This window comes from Streptomyces hamibioticus (assembly GCF_047946815.1).
Lineage (GTDB): Bacteria > Actinomycetota > Actinomycetes > Streptomycetales > Streptomycetaceae > Streptomyces.
In genome coordinates, this window is the sequence record NZ_JBKKQY010000001.1 from 131,736 (window position 1) to 151,979 (window position 20,244).

1 protein-coding gene and 1 pseudogene are annotated in these 20,244 nt (G+C 74.4%); both read right to left on the minus strand.

The window, feature by feature from the left end; translation table 11 throughout:
* Position 1: 1 nt before the first annotated feature.
* Positions 2-18,688, minus strand: a complete 18,687-nt coding sequence (locus ACLGIH_RS00570; protein WP_416523221.1) for a non-ribosomal peptide synthetase — start codon at positions 18,686-18,688, stop codon at positions 2-4.
* Positions 18,689-18,840: 152 nt separating this feature from the next.
* A pseudogene (locus ACLGIH_RS00575) lies at positions 18,841-20,237 on the minus strand (serine hydrolase domain-containing protein).
* Positions 20,238-20,244: the final 7 nt, after the last annotated feature.

Below are 20,244 nucleotides of genomic sequence, written 5' to 3' on the forward strand. Positions count from 1 at the left end.
CTCACCGTTCGTCGTGGTCGCTGTCGCCGCGTGCGGCGTCTTCGAGTTCGCTGAGCACCTGTTCCTCCACCAGGTCCGCCAGGGCGGCGACCGTGCGGTGGACCAGGACGTCGCGGGGCGTGAGGGCCACGCCGAAGGCGTCGTTGGCCCGGGAGGCGATGAGCAGGGCCCGCAGGGAGTCACCGCCCAGGTCGAAGTAGTCGTCCTCCGCGCCGACGGGCGTGTGCAGGGCCTCCTCCCAGAAAGCGGCCAGCACCTCCTCGGTGGGAGTGCGCGGAGCGATGTGTTCCGCGGTGCCCGGCACGTCCGGTGCGGGCGCGGGCAGGGCGGCCCGGTCGGTCTTGCCGTTCTCGGTGAGCGGGAAGCGCTCCAGCACCACGTACGCCGTGGGCACCATGGGGCCGGGCAGGGTGGCCGCGGCCAGCGACCGCAGTTCGGCGGCGGCGGGCGCCTCGGCTGCGGGCGCGCGCAGCAGGTGGGCGACCAGGCGCGGCAGCCCCGGTTCGTCCTCCCGTACGCTCACCACGGCGTCCAGCACGGCCGGGTGCCGCACGAGCGTGGCCTCGACCTCGCCCGCCTCGATGCGGTGGCCGCGCAGCTTGAGCTGGTGGTCGGTGCGGCCCAGGTAATGCAGTTCGCCGCGGGCGTCGCGTCGTACGAGGTCGCCGGTGCGGTACATGCGGGTGCCGGGCGGGCCGAACGGGTCGGCGGTGAACCGGGTCGCGGTGAGACCCGGGCGGCCCAGGTAGCCGCGGGCCAGCGCCGGTCCGCTCAGCCACAGTTCGCCCGCCACGCCGTCGGGGACCGGCCGCAGACGGACGTCCAGGACGTAGGCGCCGGTGGCGGGCAGGGGACGGCCGATGGGCGGGGCGCCGCCGTCCGCCTCCAGCGGATCGGACCAGGTCGCGACGACGGTGGCCTCGGTCGGCCCGTAGGAGTTGACCAGGCGGTGGTGCGGGGCCCAGCGGGCGACCAGGTCGGCGCCGCACGCATCGGCGCCGACGATCAGGGTCTTCAGGTCGGGCAGGGCGCCGGGGGCCTCCGGCGGCAGGGTGGCGAGCGCGGCCGGCGGCAGCAGGGTGTGGGTGATGCGCTCCTCGCGCAGCACGTCGGCGAGTTCGGCGCCGAGCAGCGGGCCGGGCCGGGGGACGACCAGACGGGCGCCCTGCGGCAGGGACATGCACAGCTCCAGCACCGAGGCGTCGAAGCTGGGCGTCGCGAACGCCAGCACCCGGTCGCCGGGCGCCACTCGGTAGTGCGCGGCCTCGGCGGCGGCGAAGCCCGCCAGGCCCCGGTGGGTGACCACCACGCCCTTGGGGACGCCGGTGGAGCCGGAGGTGTAGATGACGTAGGCCGGGTCGTCCAGGTCCAGCGGGCGAAGCCGGTCGGCGTCGGTGGGCCGGTGGCCGGGGGTGCCGTCAGGTGGTGCCGCGAGCAGGGCGGCCACCTCGGCGGCATCGAGGGTGACGGCGGGCTGCGCGTCCCGCAGCATCAGGGAGACCCGCTCCTGCGGGTAGCCGGGATCCACCGGCAGGAACGCGGCGCCGGACTTGGCCACCGCCAGCTGAGCGAGGACCATGTCCGCCGAGCGGGGCAGGACCAGGGCGACGAGGGTGCCGGGGCCCGCGCCGCGCGCGATGAGCCGGTGCGCCAGGCGGTTGGCCCGCGTCTCGGTCTCGGCGAAGGTCAGCGACAGGCCGGGCGCGCTCAGCGCGGCGGCGGTCGGCCGGCGGTCCACGGATGCCTCGATCAGGGCGGGCAGGGTCGCTGGGGGCACCGGTGCGAGCGGGGGGCGGGCGGGTCCGCGCAGCAGCCGTGCCCGTTCCTCCGGCGGCAGGATGTCGAGCGCGTCCAGGGGGTCGGTGTCCTGGGAGGCCGCCAGTTCGCCCAGGGTGTGCAGGAGCTGCGCGGCCAGGGAGCGCGCGGTGGTCGCGTCGAAGTGGCGCGGATCGTAGCCGAGTTCGACGCCGAGCCGTTCGCCTGGCGAGACCACCACGGTGAGCGGGTAGTTGGTGGCCTCCCGGGCGTCGAGGTCGCGTACGTGGACGCCGTGGGTGCCGGCTGTCGCGTCGGCGACCGGGTAGTTCTCGAAGACCAGCAGGCTGTCGAACATCGGTGTCCCGGCGGGCAGGCCGCTCCAGGACTGGAGGTCGGTCAGGGGCACGTGGTCGAAGCGGCGGTCCTCGGCCCGCGCCGCCTGCGTGTCCCGCAGCCAGGCGTCACAGGACGCGCCGCCGTCCACGGTGACCCGAGCGGGCAGGGTGGTGATGAACAGGCCGGTGATGGTCTCGGCGCCGGGCAGGTCGGCGGGCCGCCCGGAGACGGTGGTGCCGAAGCACACCTCCCGCTCCCCGCTCCAGCGCGACAGCAGCAACGCCCAGGCGCCCTGGGCGACGGTGTTGAGGGTCAGGCGGTTGCGGCGGGCGAAGTCCTCCAGCCGCTTGGTCTCCTCCGTGCCCAGCCACTGGGACAGCCAGGTGTCGGAGCGGGCCGCGGAGCTCTGGGCGGGCCTGCGGTCGTAGGGCAGCGGCGTGGGCGCGGTCAGGCCGGCGAGGACGCTCCGCCAGTGCTCCTCGGCCGGCGCGGTGTCCCGGGTGGCGAGCCAGGCGGCGTAGTCGGCGAACGGGCGGCGGTCCGGCAACCGGGGTTCCTCGCCCCGGGCGAGCGCCGCCTGAGCGGTCATCGCGTCCGCCAGCACGTGGAAGACGCTCCAGCCGTCCAGCAGGACGTGGTGGAAGGTCCACACCACCCGCACCTGGTCCGGGCCGAGCCGGATCAGGGCCAGGCGCAGCAGCGGAGCGCGGTCCAGCGCCAGGCCGCGGGCCTTGTCCTCGGCGAGCAGCCGCTCCAGTGCCGTGTCGCGTTCGGCCGGGGTCAGGGCGGACCAGTCGTGCTCGGTGACCGGCAGGGCCGCGGTGCGGTGCACGGCCTGCAGCGGGACGGGCGCGCCGCTGAGCACCACGGTGGTGCGCAGGACGGGCGTGCGGTCGACCACGTGCTGAAAGGCGGCGGCGAGCAGGCGCGGGTCGCGGATCCCGTCCACGACGAACGTGATCTGCTCGACGTACATGCCCTGCCCGGGTGCGTCCAGCCCGTGCACGACCATGCCGCTCTGGGTGGGTGTGAGCGGGTAGAGGTCGACGATGTCGCGGCCGGTGCCCGCCAGCCGGTCCACCGCCGTCTGGTCCAGCGGTGCCAGCGGGAAGTCCGAGGGCGTACGGCCCCCGGCGCCGGGCTCGGCGCAGTGCCGCACGATGTGCCGCAGTTCGTCGGCCAGTTCGGCGGCCAGCCGGGTCACCGTGTCCCGCCGGTGCACCTCGCGCGAGTAGGACCAGGTGAACTCCAGCCGCTTGCCGACGACCCGTCCGAGGACGTCGAGGAGGTGCGGCCGGTCCGCCGCGGGGTCGATGCCGCCGGCCAGTCCGGCGTACGGCGTGTGCAGCATGCCGCCCGCGGTGGCGTTCCAGTCCTGCCGGCCCAGGTAGTTGAAGCCGACCTGCGGCAGTTCCGGCAGGCCGAGCCGGTCGCGGTCGGGGTGCAGGTGGCGCAGGGCGCCGTACCCCAGTCCGCCCCTCGGCACGGCCCGCAGGTTCTCCTTGACGGACTTCAGCGCCGTCCCGGTGCCCGCGTTCACGGGCACGTCCAGCACGACGGGGAACATGGTGGTGAACCAGCCGACGGTCCGGGCGAGGTCGACGTCGTCGAACAGGTCCTCCCTGCCGTGGCCCTCCAGCGCGACCGCGACCCGATCCCGGCCGGTCCAGCGGGTCAGGACCCGGCCCAGGGCGCACAGCAGGACGTCGTTGACGCGCGTGCGGTAGACGTCCGGCACGTCCCGGAGCAGCCGCCGGGTCTCCTCGCTGTCCAGGCTCACCGTCACCCTCTCCTCGCAGGCGGCGGTGTTGGCTCCGCTCAGGTCGGTCGGCAAGGGCGTGATGTCGGCGGACAGGGCCTGCCAGTGGGCGAGTTCGTCGTCGAAGCCGCTGGACGCCGTGTGGGCGGTCAGGCGCTGCGACCACGCCCGGAAGGAGGTGGTCTTCGCCCCGAGGTCCGCCCGCTCGCCGTCGCGCAGCGCCCGGTAGGCGGTCTCCAGGTCCTCCAGGAGGATCCGCCAGGACACCGCGTCCACGACCAAGTGGTGGGCGGCCAGCAGCAGCACCGGCCGCCGGTCGTCACCGGTCCGGCACAGCGCGGCCCTGAGCAGCGGGCCACCGGCGAGGTCGAACCCGGCGCACAGGCGGTCGGCCAGGTCGCGCACGGCGGAGTCGTCGGCGCCGTGGGGCAGGTCGTGCACCTCCAGCCCCGGCGCCTCCCCGGGTGCGGTGCCGTGCTGTCGCCACCGTCCGTCGCCGGCCCGCTCGAACCGCAGGTGCAGCGCGTCGTGGTGCTCCAGTACGACGGCCAGGGCGGCCCGCAGCAGTGCCTCGTCGGTGTCGGCGGCCAGGTGGAAGGAGACCGTCTGGGTCAGCTGGGCGGGGTCACCGGTGAGCGTGTCGAACAGCCAGTGCTGGACGGGCGTGAGCGGCACGTCCCCGACGGCCGGACCCTGTTCCGCCACCGTCCGCCGGACCGTCACGTCCTGGGCGGCCGCTGCCAGTTCGGCGACGGTCTGGTGCTGGAACAGGTGCCGGGGGGTCAGGGCGAGGCCGGCCCGACGGGCGGCGGAGACGATCTGGATACCGAGGATGGAATCGCCGCCGAGCGCGAAGTAGTTGTCCTGCGCGCCCACTTCGGGCACGCCCAGCACCTCGGACCAGATCGCGGCGAGCGCCCGCTCGGCCTCGGTGCGTGGCGGGCGGTCATCGTTCCCGCGCGGCGCCGACCACACGGGGTCGGGCAGCGCGCGCCGGTCCAGCTTGCCGGTGGCCCCGAGCGGCAGCCGCTCCAGCGGCACGACGAGGGCGGGGACCAGGTGACCGGGGAGGGTACGCGCGAGGAACGCGCGCAGGTCGGCGGAGTCGGGGAGCGCAGGGCCGTCGGGGACCGCGTACGCCACGAGGCGCTTGTGGCCGTCGTGTTCGACCACACGGGCGGCCGCCGCGGACACTCGGGGATGCCGGGTCAGCGCGGCCTCGACCTCGCCGAGTTCGATGCGGAAACCGCGGACCTTCACCTGGTCGTCGGAACGGCCGAGGTACAGCAGGTCGCCGTCGGCCGACCACCTCACGAGATCCCCGGTGCGGTACATGCGGCTGCCGGGCGGGCCGAACGGATCGGCGGGGAAGCGGGACGCGGTCAGTCCCGGCCGGTTCAGGTAACCGCGGGCCACACCGGTGCCGGCCAGGTACAGCTCACCGGGGGCGCCGGCGGGCACCGGCCGCAGCCGGGAGTCCAGCACATAGGCACGGGCTCCGCCGACGGGCCTGCCGATGGGCGGGACGCGGTCGGGTTCGGCCGGGTCGCAGGTGAAGGCGGTGGCGTAGACGGTGGCCTCGGTGGGGCCGTAGATGTTCATCACCCGGCAGCCGGGCACCGCCGAGCGCACCTGGTGCACGGTCCGCACGGGCAGCGCCTCACCGGCCAGCACCACCGTGTCGGCGCCGACACGGACGGTGTCCTCCGCCAGCAGCCGACCCAGCGCGGAGGGCACCGCGCTGAGCAGTCCCGCCCGCCACGGTCCCGCGCGCTCGGCGAGGGCCAGCAGGTCACGGACGATCTCGACGCGGCCGCCCGCCAGCAGCGGCGAGAAGATCTCGAACACCGACACGTCGAAGTTGAGCGAGGTGGAGGCCACCACGTGCTCCAGGCCCCGGCCGCCGAACTCGTCGGCGGCCCAGTCGGTCAGCGCCAGCACCGACGCCTGCGCGACGACGACCCCCTTGGGCCGCCCGGTCGAACCGGAGGTGTGGATGACGTAGGCGGGATGCTGGGGCAGCAGCGCTGTGTGCCGCTCGTCGTCGGTGATGTCGTCACCGGACAGGTCGGCCAGCCTCGCGGCTGCGGCGGGGTCGTCGAGGGCGATCCGCGTGAACGGCCCGTCCGGCAGCCGGTCGCCCGTCTCCGCGCAGGTGACGACCGCCTCCGGCCGTACGTCGTCGAAGAGAAAGGCGATGCGCTCGGCCGGGTAGCCCGGGTCCACGGGCAGGTAGGCGGCACCGCTCTTGAGGACCGCCAGCAGCGCCACGACCAGGTCCGGGGTGCGGGGCAGGGCGAGCGCGACGAACCGTTCGGGCCCGGCACCGGCCTCGATCAGCATCCTGGCCAGCCGGTTGGCGCGCTCGTCGAGCTGCCGGTAGGTGAGCTGTTCCCGGTCTCCGAGCACGGCGAGGGCGTCGGGGGTCCGTGCGGCCTGCGCCCGGAACGCAGCGGCCAGGGTCCGCCGCGGCGCCTCGGCCACCGGGCCGCCGAAGCGTTCCAGCAGCCGACGGCCCTCGTCACCGGACATCAGCGGCAGTTCGGCCAGGGTGCGGTCCGGACCGGTGGCCATCTCCGTCAGCAGCGTGCGCAGACTCGCGCCGATGCCGTCGACCGTGGCCGGGTCGAAGGCGGCGGGGTCGTAGTCGAGGGTGACCGTCAGGGTGTCGCCGGGCGCGACCACCACGCTGAGCGGGTAGTTGGTCGGCTCCACGTCGCGTTCCTGCTCCATGGCCAGGCCGTGCCGTGCCAGGGCGTCCGCGTCGAACGGATAGTTCTCGAAGACCACGATGCTGTCGAACAGGGACGTGCCGCCCGGTACCTCACTCCAGGTCTGGAGCTGGGCGAGGGAGACGAAGTCGTGGCGCCGGGACTCCGACTGGGCGGCCTGGAGGTCGCCCAGCCACTCCAGCAGCCGGCGCCCTCCGTCGATGCGCGCCCGGGTGGGCAGGGTGTTGATGAACACGCCGACCATGGAGGTGACGCCCGGCAGGTCGGCCGGACGGCCGGAGACGGTGGTACCGAACACCACGTCGTCTCCGCCGCCGTAGCGGGACAGCAGCAGCGCCCAGGCACCCTGGAGCACGGTGTTGAGGGTCAGACCGGCCTCCTGCGCGGTCCGGCGCAGCCGTGCCGACGCCCCGGCGTCGAGCGTCACCCGCACCGACCCCGAGGACGAGGTGCGGTGCGCCTCCGCGGGCCGCCGGTCGCGCGGCAGTTCGGTGGCCAGCGGGAAGCCGGCCAGCGCCTGACGCCAGTACCGTTCCGCCCGCTCGGTGTCCTGCCCGGCCAGCCAGCCCAGGTAGTCGCTGAAGGGGGCACGGGCGGGCACCTGCGGGCGGCGCCCTGCGGTGAGCGCCGCGTACCGCTCGCACACCTCGTCGAAGACCTGGGCCGCGCTCCACCCGTCGAGCAGCAGGTGATGGAACGTCCACAGCATCCGCACCCGCTCGGGCGAGAGCCGGATCAGCGTCAGACGCATCAACGGGGCCGTCTCCAGGTCGAGTCCGTCCTGCCGGTCCTCGTCGACGAGCCGGGCGAGTTCGGCCTCGCACCGCGCCGCGGACCAGCCGGTCCAGTCGTGGTGGGTGACGGGCACCCTCGCCTGCCGCCGCACGGCCTGGAGGGGTTCGGTGGTCTCCTGCCACACCGGGCGGATGCGCAGCATCGCGTTGGCGTCCACGGTCCGCTGCCACGCCTCGGCGAGGGCGTGCGGATCGGTGACGCCGTCCAGCACCAGCTGGACCTGGTTGACGTAGGTGCGGCTGTCCGGGTCCATCAGGCTGTGGAACAGCATGCCCGCCTGCATCGGCGTCAGCGGGTACAGGTCCTCGACGCCGCGGCCGTCGCCCACGACGCGGTCCACGGCAGTCTGGTCGATCCGGACCAGCGGGAAGTCCGACGGCGTACGGCCTCCGGCCCCGGGAGCGGCGCAGTGGGCGACGACTTCCTCCAGCGCCCGCAGCATCCCGGCAGCAAGGCCGACGACAGTGTCCTCCCGGTGCAGGTGCCGGCTGTAGTGCCAGGTGACCTCCAGCTCGCCGTCCTCGACGCGGGCCACCACGTCCAGCAGGTGCGGGCGCACCGACTCGGGCGCCTCGGCGCCGTCCAGCCCGTCCGGCACGGAGTGCACCAGCGCGCCGCCCCGGGCGGACCAGTCGAACCGGCCCAGGTAGTTGAAGCTGACGCCCGGCATCGGCGCGTCGGCCGGCCGCTGGTCGCGGGCGAGCCGGTGGAGGGCACCGTGGCCCAGGCCTCGCCCGGGGACGGCGCGCAGCTGCTCCTTGACGGACTTCAGGGCGGTGCCCCAGTCGCCGGCCGGGATGTCGAGGGCGACGGGGAACAGGGTGGTGAACCAGCCGACCGTCCGGGACAGGTCGACGTCGTCGAAGAGCTGGTCCTCGCGGCCGTGCCCCTCCAGGCCGACGGGGACGGTCCGCCGGCCGGTCCACCCCGAGAGCACCCGGCCGAGGGCGGTCAGCAGGACGTCGTCGACGCGAGTACGGTAGACGCCGGGCACCTTCCGCAGCAGGTCGTCGGTGTGCCGCCGGTCCAGGCGCACGGTCACCACGTCCACGTCGGCCATGGAGTTGCCGCCGGAGCCGTCCACCGGCAGGGGCGCGGCGCAGTGCCGGGCCACCGTCTCCCAGTGCTCGCGCTGCGCGGCGAATCCGCCGGACGCGGTGTACGCGTGCAGGCGCCGCGCCCACTCCTGGACGGAGGTCGTCCGGTCCGGCAGGCGTACCGGCTCCCCGGCACGGGCCTGCCCGTAGGCGGTCTCCAGGTCCTCCAGCAGGATGCGCCAGGAGACGCCGTCGACGACCAGGTGATGCACGACGAGCAGCAGGCGGGCGCCACGTGCGGTGCCGTCACCGGTGCCGGTTCCCGTGAAAAGGCGGGCGGTGACGAGCGGCCCGCTCGCCAGCCGGAAGGCGGCGTGCGCCTCGGCCGTGATGCGGGCCTCGGCCTCCTCGGCCGCTTCCTCCGGGAGTCCGCCCAGGTCGCAGACCTCCAGCAGCTCCGGGAACTCCTCGTCGGCCGCGGGGCACTCCTGGCGCCAGGAGCCGTCGACGGACCGGACGAAACGACAGCGCAGGGCGTCGTGATGGGCGTACACGGCCGTCAGGGCACGGCGCAGGGCGGCCGGGTCGACGTCGTCGGGCGTCTCCACCACGACGGACTGGTTGAAGAACTCCGGCCGCCGCGGCCCGGGATCGAGGAACCAGTGCTGGATCGGGGTGAGCGGGACCTCGCCGTCCACCGGGCCGGTGCCCGCGACGGGCACGGTGGTACCGGTGTCCGCCGCGGCGGCCAGAGCGGCGACCGTCGGATGCCGGAACAGGTCCCGCGGGGTGAGCGCGAGCCCGGCGGCGCGGGCCCGGGAGACGACCTGGATGCTGAGGATCGAGTCGCCGCCCAGCATGAAGAAGTTGTCGTCGGCGCCGACCCGTTCCGCGCCCAGCAGCTCCGCCCAGATCCCGGCGAGAATCCGCTCGGCCTCGGTGCGCGGCGCGCGGTACTCGGCGTCGCCGGCCGCCGTCCAGTCGGGCGCGGGCAACCGGCGCCGGTCGACCTTGCCGTTGGCGGTCAGCGGCAGTGCGGCCACCGTGACGAAGGCGGCCGGCACCATGTAGTCGGGCAGTTCGGCGACGAGGTGCGCGCGCAGCTCACTCGCGGGCGGCACGGCGGCGGAGGGGGCGGACACGAGATGGGCGGCCAGCCGCTTGCGGCCGGCGTGCTCGTACACCGAGACCACCGCCTCGGCCACGGCCGGGTGGGCGGTCAGCCGGGCCTCCACCTCGGTCGGCTCGACCCGGAAGCCGCGGATCTTGACCTGGTCGTCCGCGCGTCCCACGAAGTGCAGTTCACCGTCGGCGCTCCACCGCACGATGTCGCCGGTGCGGTACATCCGCCCGCCGGGCGGCCCGAACGGGTCGGCCAGGTAGCGTGCCGCGGTCGCGCCGGGCCGCCCGGCGTACCCCCGGGCCACTCCGGCGCCCGCGACGTACAACTCCCCCGGCACACCGGGTGGCTGCGGCTCCAGGGCGTCGTCCAGCACGTACACGCGGGTGTTGTCGAGCGGGCGTCCGATGGGCAGCACCGCGGGGAGCGGGTCACCGGCGCGGAAGGCCCGCCGGGTGGCGAAGGTGGTGGTCTCGGTGGGTCCGTAGCCGTCGACGACGGTGAGGCCGGGACAGGCGTCGAGCACCCGGCCCACCACCGCGCCCGGTACGGCCTCGCCGCCGGTCCACACCTCACGGGCCCCGTGCAGGCAGGTGGGGTCCTCCTGGGCGAGGAGCCGGAACAGGCCCGCGGTCAGCCACAGGCAGCGCACGCCCTGCTCGGTGATCGCGCGGCGGACGACGGCGGCGTCCACGTCGGCCGGCGGGGCCAGCACGGCCGTCCCGCCCCGCAGCAGCGGCACCCACACCTCGTAGGTGGCGGCGTCGAAGGCGTGCGGGGAGTGCACGAGGACCCGGTCGTGCCCGGCGAAGGCGCGGTCGAGGGCGAGCGCGGCAACATCCCGCTGGCGTACCGCGACGCCTTTGGGAGTGCCGGTGGAGCCGGACGTGAACATCAGGTACTGGACGTTGTCGGGGTGGACTCCCGGGACTGCGCCCCCGACGTCGCCCTCCGCTCGCGGGGGTGCACCCGCAAGGAGCTCGTCCACGCGCAGGACCGTGCCGTCGGGCAGCGCCTCCCCCGCCGTCCGCTGCCACTCGGCGTCGGTCAGCAGCAACCGCGCGTCCGCCTCGGCGAGCATCCGGCGCAGCCGCTCGTACGGCGCCCTGCCGTCCAGCGGGACGTACACACCACCGGTGCGGGCCAGGGCGAGCTGTACGACGACGAGATCGGCCGAACGCCCCGTCAGCACGCCCACCGGAACCTCGGGCGTCACACCGAGCGCGGCCAGCCGGCCTGCCAAGAGCGCAGCCCGCGTGTCGAGTGCACGGTAGGTGAGCCGTTCCGTCTCCGTTTCCAGGGCCACCGCGTCCGGGGTGCGCCGCACCTGCGCGGCGAAGAGTTCCGCCACCGTTGCCTCGGGTGTGCCGGCGGCGGTGTCGTTCCACTCCTCGACGACCTGGCGGCGGCGGGCGGCGGTGAGCAACGGCAGCCGGGCGGGCGCGACTTCGGGGGTCGCTGCCATGCCCGTCAGCAGGGCGGTGAGGTACTCGACCATGCGCTCGACGGTGCCGGCGTCGAACAGCTGCGGGTCGTAACCCAGCCGCAGTGCCAGTTCCGTGCCCGGATAGGCCACGAGGCTCAGCGGGTAGTTGGTGGTCTCGATGCCGTCCAGCCCGGTCAGCCGCAGTCCGTGAGCGGCGGCCAGGTCGTCGTCGACCGGGTAGTTCTCGAAGACGACGATACTGTCGAACAGGGCCGCGCGCTCAGGGAGTTCGGTGAGCCCCTTCATCCGGGTGAGCGGTACGTGATCGAAGCGGCGGTCCTCGCTCTGCTCCTGCTGGAGCTCGCGCAGCCAGTCCAGGAGGGGCCTGTCGTGCGGCACCGTAACCCGGGTGGGCAGGGTGGTGATGAACAGGCCGGTCATGGTGTCGGCACCCGGCAGCTCGGGCGGCCGCCCGGAGACGGTCGTGCCGAACACCACCTCGGCTCTGCGGGCCTGACGGCTCAACAGCAGCGCCCACGCTCCCTGCACGAGGGTGTTGAGGGTCAGCCCGGCTGTCCTGGCCAGCTCGGCCAGATCCCGGGTGGTGGCCGCGTCCACGGTGCCGCGGACGGCCGCTGTGGACTCGGCGCGGTGGCTCTCGCGCGGCTCGTGGTCGTAGGGCAGTGGGGTGGCCTCGGCCAGACGGGCGAGGCGGCGGCGCCAGTGCCGGTCGGCCTCCGCCCCGTCACGGCCGCGCAGCCAGGCCACGTAGTCCCGGAACGGGCGCCGGTGCGGCAACGGCTCCCGCCCTGCCGTGGCGTACCCGGCAAAGACGTCGGAGAGCACCTGGAACAGGCTCCAGCCGTCCAGGAGCAGGTGGTGGAAGGACCAGACGACGCGTACGCCGCCGTCGGAGATCCTGACGAGCACCAGCCGCTGGAGCGGGGCCCGGGTCAGGTCGATGCCCTGCTCGCGGTCCCGGTCCAGCAGCTGCCGCAGCCGCCTCTCGCGTTCCTCCTCGGCCAGGTCACGCCAGTCCAGGTGCGTGACGGGCACGGCGGCGTGACGCTGCACCACCAGCAGCGGCTCGGGCACGTCCTGCCAGACGACGCGACCGCGCAGCACGGGTGTGTGGTCCGTGACGCGCTGCCAGGCCGCCGCGAGCGCGACCGGTTCGGGCACGCCGTCCAGGTCGAAGGTGAGCTGCTGGAAGTAGACGCCCCGGTCGTCCTGCGAGAGCCGGTGGAACAGCATGCCGGTCTGGGTGGGGGTGAGCGGGTGGATGTCCTCCACCGCGCCGGGGTCCTCCCCCACGATCCGGTCCACGGTCTCCTGGTCGAGCCCGGCCAGCGGGAAGTCCGAGGGGGTGCGTCCGCCGCCGCAGGGCCGGACGGCGTGGCGTGCGATGCCGGCCAGTGCGTCGGCGAAGCGGGCGGCCAGGTCGGAGACGGTCGTCCTCGTGTGCAGGTCCTCGGAGTAGAACCAGGTGAACTCCAATGCGTCGCCGTCCAGTTGACCCACCACCTCCAGAGGGTGCGGGCGGACGGCGGAGGGGTCGGCGTCCAGTTCCAGCGGACGGAACGTTTCCCCGTACAGGCCACCGGGGGTGTCCGGGAGCCCGAACCGGCCCAGGTAGTTGAAGCTGACCTGCGCTTCCGGCGCCGCGGGCAGAGGGGTCGGGCAGGCCAGGTACCGCAGGACGTCGTGCCCGATGCCGTGCCGGGGCACCGCCCGCAGCTGCTCCTTGACCTGCTTGAGTACGACGTCCCAGTCCGCGTCGTCCGGGACGGCGAGGGCGACGGGGTGACGGCTGGTGAACCAGCCGACCGTACGGCTGATGTCCACGTCGTCGAAGAGTTCCTCGCGGCCGTGGCCCTCGACGTCCACGATGACCCGCTCGTGCCCGGTCCACGCGCACAGCACCCGGCCGAGCGCGCTCAGCAGCACGTCGTTGACCCGGGTGCGGTAGGTGTCCGGCAGGGTGCGCAGCAGGGCCGTGGTGTCCTCGGGGGTGAGGCGGACGGTCACCGAGCGCGCCGAGGCGTAGGTGTTGGCTCGCTCGCCGTCTTTCTCGCCCTGCCCGTCGGTGGGCAGCGCCGTCCGGGCACCGGCGGTGGCATCGGTCCAGTACGCGACCTCGTCACCGAAGCCGCCGTCGGCCGCGTGAGCGGACAACAGCTCGGCCCAGTGCCGCAGCGGGGAGGACTTCGGGGGCAACGCCTGCTGTCCGTCGCGACCTTCCCGGCGGGCGCGGTAGGCGCGGTCGAGGTCCTCCAGGAGCACGCGCCAGGAGACACCGTCGACGACCAGGTGGTGGACGGCCAGGTGCAGCACGCGGGGCCGGCCGGGGCCGCGGTCGTGCAGTACGGCACGCAGCAGCGGTCCGTGGCGCAGGTCGAAGGCTCCGTGGTGCGGGGAGTCGGTGTCGGAGCCGGCGTGGTGGGCCAGACGAAGGGGCGGGACCTGGTCCTCGATGTGCCATGCGGTGCGCGGTTCCGCGCTCGTGCCGTCAGGGCTCTTCTCGGTGATGAAGCGTGAGCGCAGCGCGTCGTGGTGGGCGACGAGGTCGTTGAGGGCGTCCTCCAGCGCCACCGGGTCGACGGCGTCGGGGAGTTGCACGGACAGGGTCTGGGCGAAGCGGCCCGCGCGCTCTGCGGCGCTGTCGAACAGCCAGCGCTGGATGGGTGTGAGGGGTGCGGGGCCGGTGGCGGCCACCGGGGCCGGGACAGCGGCGGGGCGTCGGTCGCCGGCCGCGTCGGCGCAGCGGGCGAGGGCAGCGATCGTCTGGTGGCGGTAGAGGTCCCGGGAGGTGACGGTGAGGCCGGCCTGCCGGGCCTGGGCCACCACCTGGATGATGAGGATGGAGTCGCCACCCAGGGCGAAGAAGTTGTCGTCCACCCCGACCCGGTCCACGCGCAGGATGTCCGCCCAGATGGCAGCGAGGGTGCGTTCGGTGGGGGTGCGCGGGGCCACGCGGTGCGTACCGCTCCGCACCGGGCCGGGGTCCGGCAGGCGGCTCCGGTCCATCTTGCCGTTGGGGTTGAGGGGAAGGCCGGCCAGGATCACCACGGCCGTGGGCACCATGTAGTCGGGCAGGGTGCGGCCGAGGGCCCGGCGTACCTGGTCCGGCTCGACGCGCGCGTTCGGGGCGGGAACGACGTAGCCGACGAGACGACGGTAGCCGTCGCTCTCGCGGACGGTGGCCGCCGCCTCCGCCACGCCGCCGACGCGGCGCAGCGCCTCCTCCACCTCGCCCAGTTCGATGCGGAATCCGCGCACCTTGACCTGCTGGTCGGTGCGGCCGAGGTACTCCAGTTGGCCGTCGGTGTTCCACCGCACCAGATCTCCGGTGCGGTACATGCGGTCACCCGGCGCGCCGAAGGGGTCGGCGACGAACCGGGAGGCGGTCAGCCCCGGGCGTCCCAGGTAGCCGCGTGCCAGTCCCCCGCCGCCCAGGTACAGCTCTCCTGTCACGCCGGGCGGCTGGGGGCGCAGCAGGTGGTCCAGGACGTAGGCGCGGGTGCGGGCCACGGGCCTGCCGATCGGCGGGGCCTGGTCCGGTGCGGCGCCGTTCGCGAACCACGCGGTGGCGTAGACGGTGGCCTCGGTCGGGCCGTAGATGTTGGCGATCTCGCAGCCCGGCATGGCCTGCTTCAGGTCGTACACGGTCTGCGCGGGAAGCGCCTCCCCGGCCAGGACGACCGTGTCCGCCGCCACCGTCGCACCGCCCTCGGCGAGCATGCGGGAGATCACCGACGGCACGCCGCTGACCAGTCCCACCCGGCGGGGCTCGGTGGTGTCGGCGAGGGCCGGCAGGTCGGCGACCACCTCGATGCCGCCGCCCACGAGCAGGGGGCAGAGCATCTCGAACACCGACACGTCGAAGTTGAGCGAGGTGGAGGCCACCACATGGGCCAGCCGCCGGGCGCCGAAGCGCTCCTCGGCCCACGCCGCGAGCGCCGCGACACTGCGGTGGGTGACCACGACGCCCTTGGGCCGTCCGGTCGAGCCAGAGGTGTAGATGACGTACGCAGGGTGCCCCGGATCGAGAGACCGTACCCGGTCGGCGTCGGTGAGGTCGCTGTCGGCCCGGTCACCCTCGGTGCGGTCGCCGTCGGCCACGGCGTCCTGGGCGAGGCAGTCCTCCAGAAGCAGCGGGGCGCAGTCGCCGGGCAGCGCACCGGCCGTTTCGCCTGTGGCGACGACGAGGGCGGGGGCGGCGTCGGCGAGCATGAGGCGGACCCGCTCGACCGGGTAGCCGGGATCCACCGGGAGGTAGCCGGCGCCCGCTTTGAGTACGGCCCACAGCACCGGCAGCAGGTCCGCCGTCCGCGGCAGGCACAGCGCCACCAGCGTCTCGGGCCCGGCCCCGCGCGCGGTCAGCAGCCGGGCGAGCCGGTTGGCGCGCCGGTTGACCTCGGCGTAGTCCAGGCGTTGGGAGCCGCACACCACGGCGGTCCGGTCGGGCGTCCGCGCCACCTGTGCCTCGAACAGCTCGGGCAGGGTGCGGCCCGGCTCGCGGCGGGCGTCCGCGGGCGGCGGGTTCCAGGCCTCCAGCACGGTGTGCCGTTCGTCGTCCGAGAGCAGGGCCAGCTCGCCCACCGTGTGGTGCGGCCCGTCCGCCATGCCCTCCAGCAGCCGGTGCAGATGGCGGCTCATCCGCGCGACCGTTTCGGCTTCGAACAGGCCGGTGTTGTACTCGACCGTGAGCTCGCAGCTGCCGTCGGCGTGCGGCGCGAACTCCAGCACCAGGTCGAAGCGGGCGGCCGGGCGGGGCAGCGGGTGGTGCTCGATCCGCACCCCGCCGGCCCGCGGCGGGTCACTCAGGGCCGTCTGCTGCACCACCAGCACCTGCACCAGCGGGGTGCGGCTGGGATCCCGGGGCGGGGCCAGCTCCTCCACGACCCGGTCGAACGGCACCGATTCGTGGGCGAAGGCGTCCAGTACCGTCGCCCGCATGCTCTCCACGAACCGGTCGACGGTCGCGGAGTCGTCCACGTCACCGCGCAGTACGACGGTGTTCGCGAAGAACCCGGCCACGTCCTCCAGTTCGCGGCGTCCCCGCCCGGTGGTGACGGTGCCGAAGGCGACATCCCGCTGCCCGGAGTAGCGGGAGAACAGCACCGCCGCCGCCCCGGCGAACAGGGTGAAGACCGTCGCACCGCGTCCCCCGGCCAGATGTCTCAGCCGCGCGACCAGCTCCGCCGGAAGGTGCTGCCGGTGCGCGGCGCCGGACGTGGTGCGCACCGCGGGCCGGGGCCGGTCGGTGGGCAGTTCCAGTTGCGGCATGCCGGACAGGTGCCGCTTCCAGTAGGCGAGGTGCTCCGCGTCGCCGTCCCCGGAGCGCTGCCGCCGCTCCCATACGGCGAAGTCCGGGTACTGCACGCCGGGAGCGGGCAGCCCGTCCTCCGTGCCGGAGGCCTCGGCCCGGTACAGGGCCGTCAGGTCACGGGTCAGGATGCCCACGGACCAGCCGTCGGTGACGATGTGGTGCTGGGCCAGCAGCAGCACATGGTCATCAGTGCCGCGGCGGACCAGCAGAGCCCTGGTGAGCGGGCCGGCCGCCAGGTCGAAGGGGTGCTTCAGCTCCTCGGTGAGCAGCCGGTCGGCGGCCTCGTCGCGCCGGGCGGCCGGCAGGTGCGTCACGTCGGCCGTGCGCAGCGGCAGGTCGGCGTGCGGATGCACCCGCTGCACCCCCTGGCCGCCCTCGGTGGCGAAGGTCGTGCGCAGGGAGTCGTGGCGGGCGGCCAGCCGGTCCAGGGCACGGCCCAGCGCCCCGGTGTCCACCTCTCCGCGCAGCCGCAACGCCAGGCCGGTGTTGTACTCGGCGCCGCCCGAGGTGAGGTCGTCCAGGAACCACAGGCGGTGCTGGGCGCTGGAGAGCGGCAGCGGCCGGTCGCGCGGGACGGCCGGGATCGGGTCCGGGGCCGCCGCGACGAAGTGGGTGTCGAGCAGCCGGGCCAGGGCGGCGACCGTGCGCGCGGTGAACACGTCCCGGACGGACAGGCGGGCGCCCAGTTCTTCGCGGATGCGGGCCAGGGCACGGGTGGCGAGGATGGAGTCGCCGCCCAGGTCGAAGAAGTCGTCCTCGGCGCCGACGGCGTCGACGCCCAGAACGTCCGCCCACACCTCGGCAAGCACCCGTTCCTGCGGGGTGCGCGGCGCCACGTGTCCCGGACCGGTCGCGTGGACGGGCGCGGGCAGGGCGCGCAGGTCGATCTTGTGCTGGGGCGTGAGCGGCAGGGCGTCGAGGACGACCACCGCGGACGGCACCATGTGCGGCGGCAGGACGGCGGCGACGGCCTCTCGCAACTGGTCGGGGTGCGGGGCTTCCCGGGGGTCGGCGGGGGTGACGTAGCCGACGAGCCGACGCCGTCCGGGTTCGTCCTCCCGGACCACGGCCACGGCGTCCCGCACTCCGTCGTGGCTTCGCAGCGCCACCTCGATCTCGCCGGGCTCGATCCGGAAGCCGCGCAGTTTCACCTGGCGGTCGAGCCGGACCAGGTACTCCAGTTCGCCGTGCTCGTTACAGCGGGCCCGGTCGCCGGTGCGGTAGAGCCGGGCTCCGGGCGGGCCGAAGGGGCTGGCGACAAAGCGTCCGGCGGTGAGGCCGGGGCGGTTGAGATAGCCGCGGGCCACTCCCGCCCCGCCGACGTACAGTTCGCCGCCGGTGCCGTGCGGCACCGGCCGCATGGCCGCGTCCAGCACATGTGTCTCGGTGCCGGGCAGCGGGGTGCCGATGCCCGGCGTGCCGCTGCCTGCGGACAGCGGTCCGGTCCAGGAGGCCACGATGGTCGTCTCGGTGGGACCGTACGAGTTGATCATCCGGCGGCCGGGCGCCCAGCGGTCGACGAGTGCGGCCGGACACGCTTCGGCTCCCACGATCAGTGTGCGCAGGCCGCCGGGCTCTATCTGTGACGGGTCCGGCAGGGTGGCCAGGGCGGCCGGCGGGATGAGCGCGTGGCTGATGCGGTGCTCGTTCACCACGGCGGCCAGTTCGTCGCCCAGCCAGGGGCCGTTGGGCGGTACGACCAAGGTGGCGCCGGACAGGACGGAGATGAACAGTTCCAGCACGGAGGCGTCGAAGCTGGGCGAGGAGAACTGAAGCACGCGGTCGCCCGGGCCCACGGCGTACCGCTCGGCGGCACTCGCGGCGAAGGCGGCGATGCCCCGGTGGGTGACGGTCACGCCCTTGGGCGTTCCGGTCGAGCCGGAGGTGTAGATGACGTACGCGGCCTGGTCGGCGTCCACCCTCGGTGATGGCTTCGGAGTGTTCCCGGCGCCCTCCGTGGCGGCGCGTACGGCGGCCACGTCGCCGAGGACCACGGCGGGTGCCGCGTCCGCCAGCATCAACGCGCGTCGCTCGGCCGGGTACTGGGGGTCGACGGGCAGGAATGCGGCGCCCGTGCGGGCCACGGCCAGCTCGGCGGCGATCAGCTCCAGCGAGCGCGGCAGGATTAGTGCCACCGTCCGCTCCGGCCCGGCCCCGCGGCGTACGAGACCGGCGGCCAGGCGCCCGGTCCGCTCCGCCAGTTCCCGGTAGGACCACGTCCGCCGGCCGTCGGTCACCGCCGGCGCGTCCGGCGTCCGGCCCACCCACACGTCGAACAGTTCGCCGAGCGGCCGGCGTGGCACCGCGGTGTCCGAGCCGCCGGTGGCGGCGGTGACGCCGTCCGCCCGGGTGGAGAGGGACGTCGGGTCGGGCGAGTTGTGCAGGTCCGGCATGGGAGTCCTCGTAAGACGGTGACGATGCGGATGCGCGAGCGCGGGGAGCCGCTCAGGGCGCACCGGAGCCGCGCGGGGCGGCTCTTCGGTGCGGCGAGGGGTGCTGTCCGGACACGGCGGGGCGCCTCGGGTAAGCGCCGCGGGACGGCCGGTCAGCCGGTGCTGACGCGGCGGGCCGTGCGACCGGAGATCTGCACGCGGTCGACGCCGCCGTCGACGGGATCGCGGTGGAAGCGTCCGCCGGGTTCACGCCGGCCGGTGGCCGGGTCGACCAGGTCGCAGGTCAGATCCGGGTAGCAGATCAGGGGCAGCGCCAGATCACCGTCGATGGACAGCACGGGCAGGCCGTCCGCGTCGAGGCTGATCCGGTATTCGGTCGTGCCGTTGCGGTAGATCCCGGCGCATTCGGGGAAGGCGACGGGCCCGCCCCGGTCGAGGCGCGCGGGAGCGGTGGGCACCCGCATACCGGTGAGCCGGGTGAGGGGGTCGGCCAGGTCCCGCCACAGGGCGGTGGCACCACCGGAGTTGCCGGTGAAGGCGACCACGACGCCGCTGCGCGGCTCCGCGCGCAGATGACAGGAGGTGCCCTGGGCGTTCCCGTCGTGGCCGCACCACCACCGGTCGTCCTGCCGGTGGAGGGCGGTTCCCAGTCCCCAGGCGTTCGCCAGGGGGCCGGCGTCGCTGCCCTGTTCCGCACGCCGCATCAGCGTGGCGACGGCGGCCGGGACGGCGGCGGACCGGCCGGCCAACGCCCGGCCCAGCGCGACGAGATCGGTGGCGCTCGCCAGCAGGGCGCCGGCGCCTCCACGGGTGCCAGGTTCTGGCGGGCCGGCCGCATGGCGCCCGTCGCCGTGTTCATGGCGTGTCCGGTGGCGGTCGGGCGGCCGGGGTCGCTCTCGCCGAGGAAGGCGGGTGGGGTGCCCATCGGTTCCAGGAGCAGGGCGCTGACGGCTTCCTGCCAGGTCATGCCGGTCACGGCCTCGATCAGCCGTCCTGCCGCCACGTAACCGGCGTTGGAGTACGAGAAGTCCGTCCCGGGCGCGAAGAGCGCGTCCTCGGCGGTGCATACCGTCGACAGATAGCGGGACATCGTCATGCCCGCCGCGGTGACCGAGTCGGGACCGGTGGGCAGACCGGCCGTGTGGGAGAGAAGGTGACGCACGGTCACCTTGGGTATGTCTCGGAACTCCGGCAGGACGTCGGCGACGGCCTCGTCCAGGTCGAGGTCCTCGTCGTCGACCAGCAGCATGACCGTGGCGGCCGTGTACGTCTTGGTGACACTGCCCAGCGGTACGGCCGTGTCGGCCGTGAACGCGGTGCCCCGAACGGCGTCGGCCATGCCGGTGTGCACGCTGACCACCTCCGTCCCGGTGTCGACGGCCAGTTGGGCGCCGGGCACGCGGTGGGTTCGCGCGAGGGTGTCGAGACTGTCCTGCAGTGCTTGACGTAAGAGGGACGGTCGCGGGGTGACGACTGAAGCGGCGATGGGGTACGGCATGTGAAGGGGACTCCCGGTGACTGCGTTCCGTGTACGTGACACGAGGGCCATGGGGATG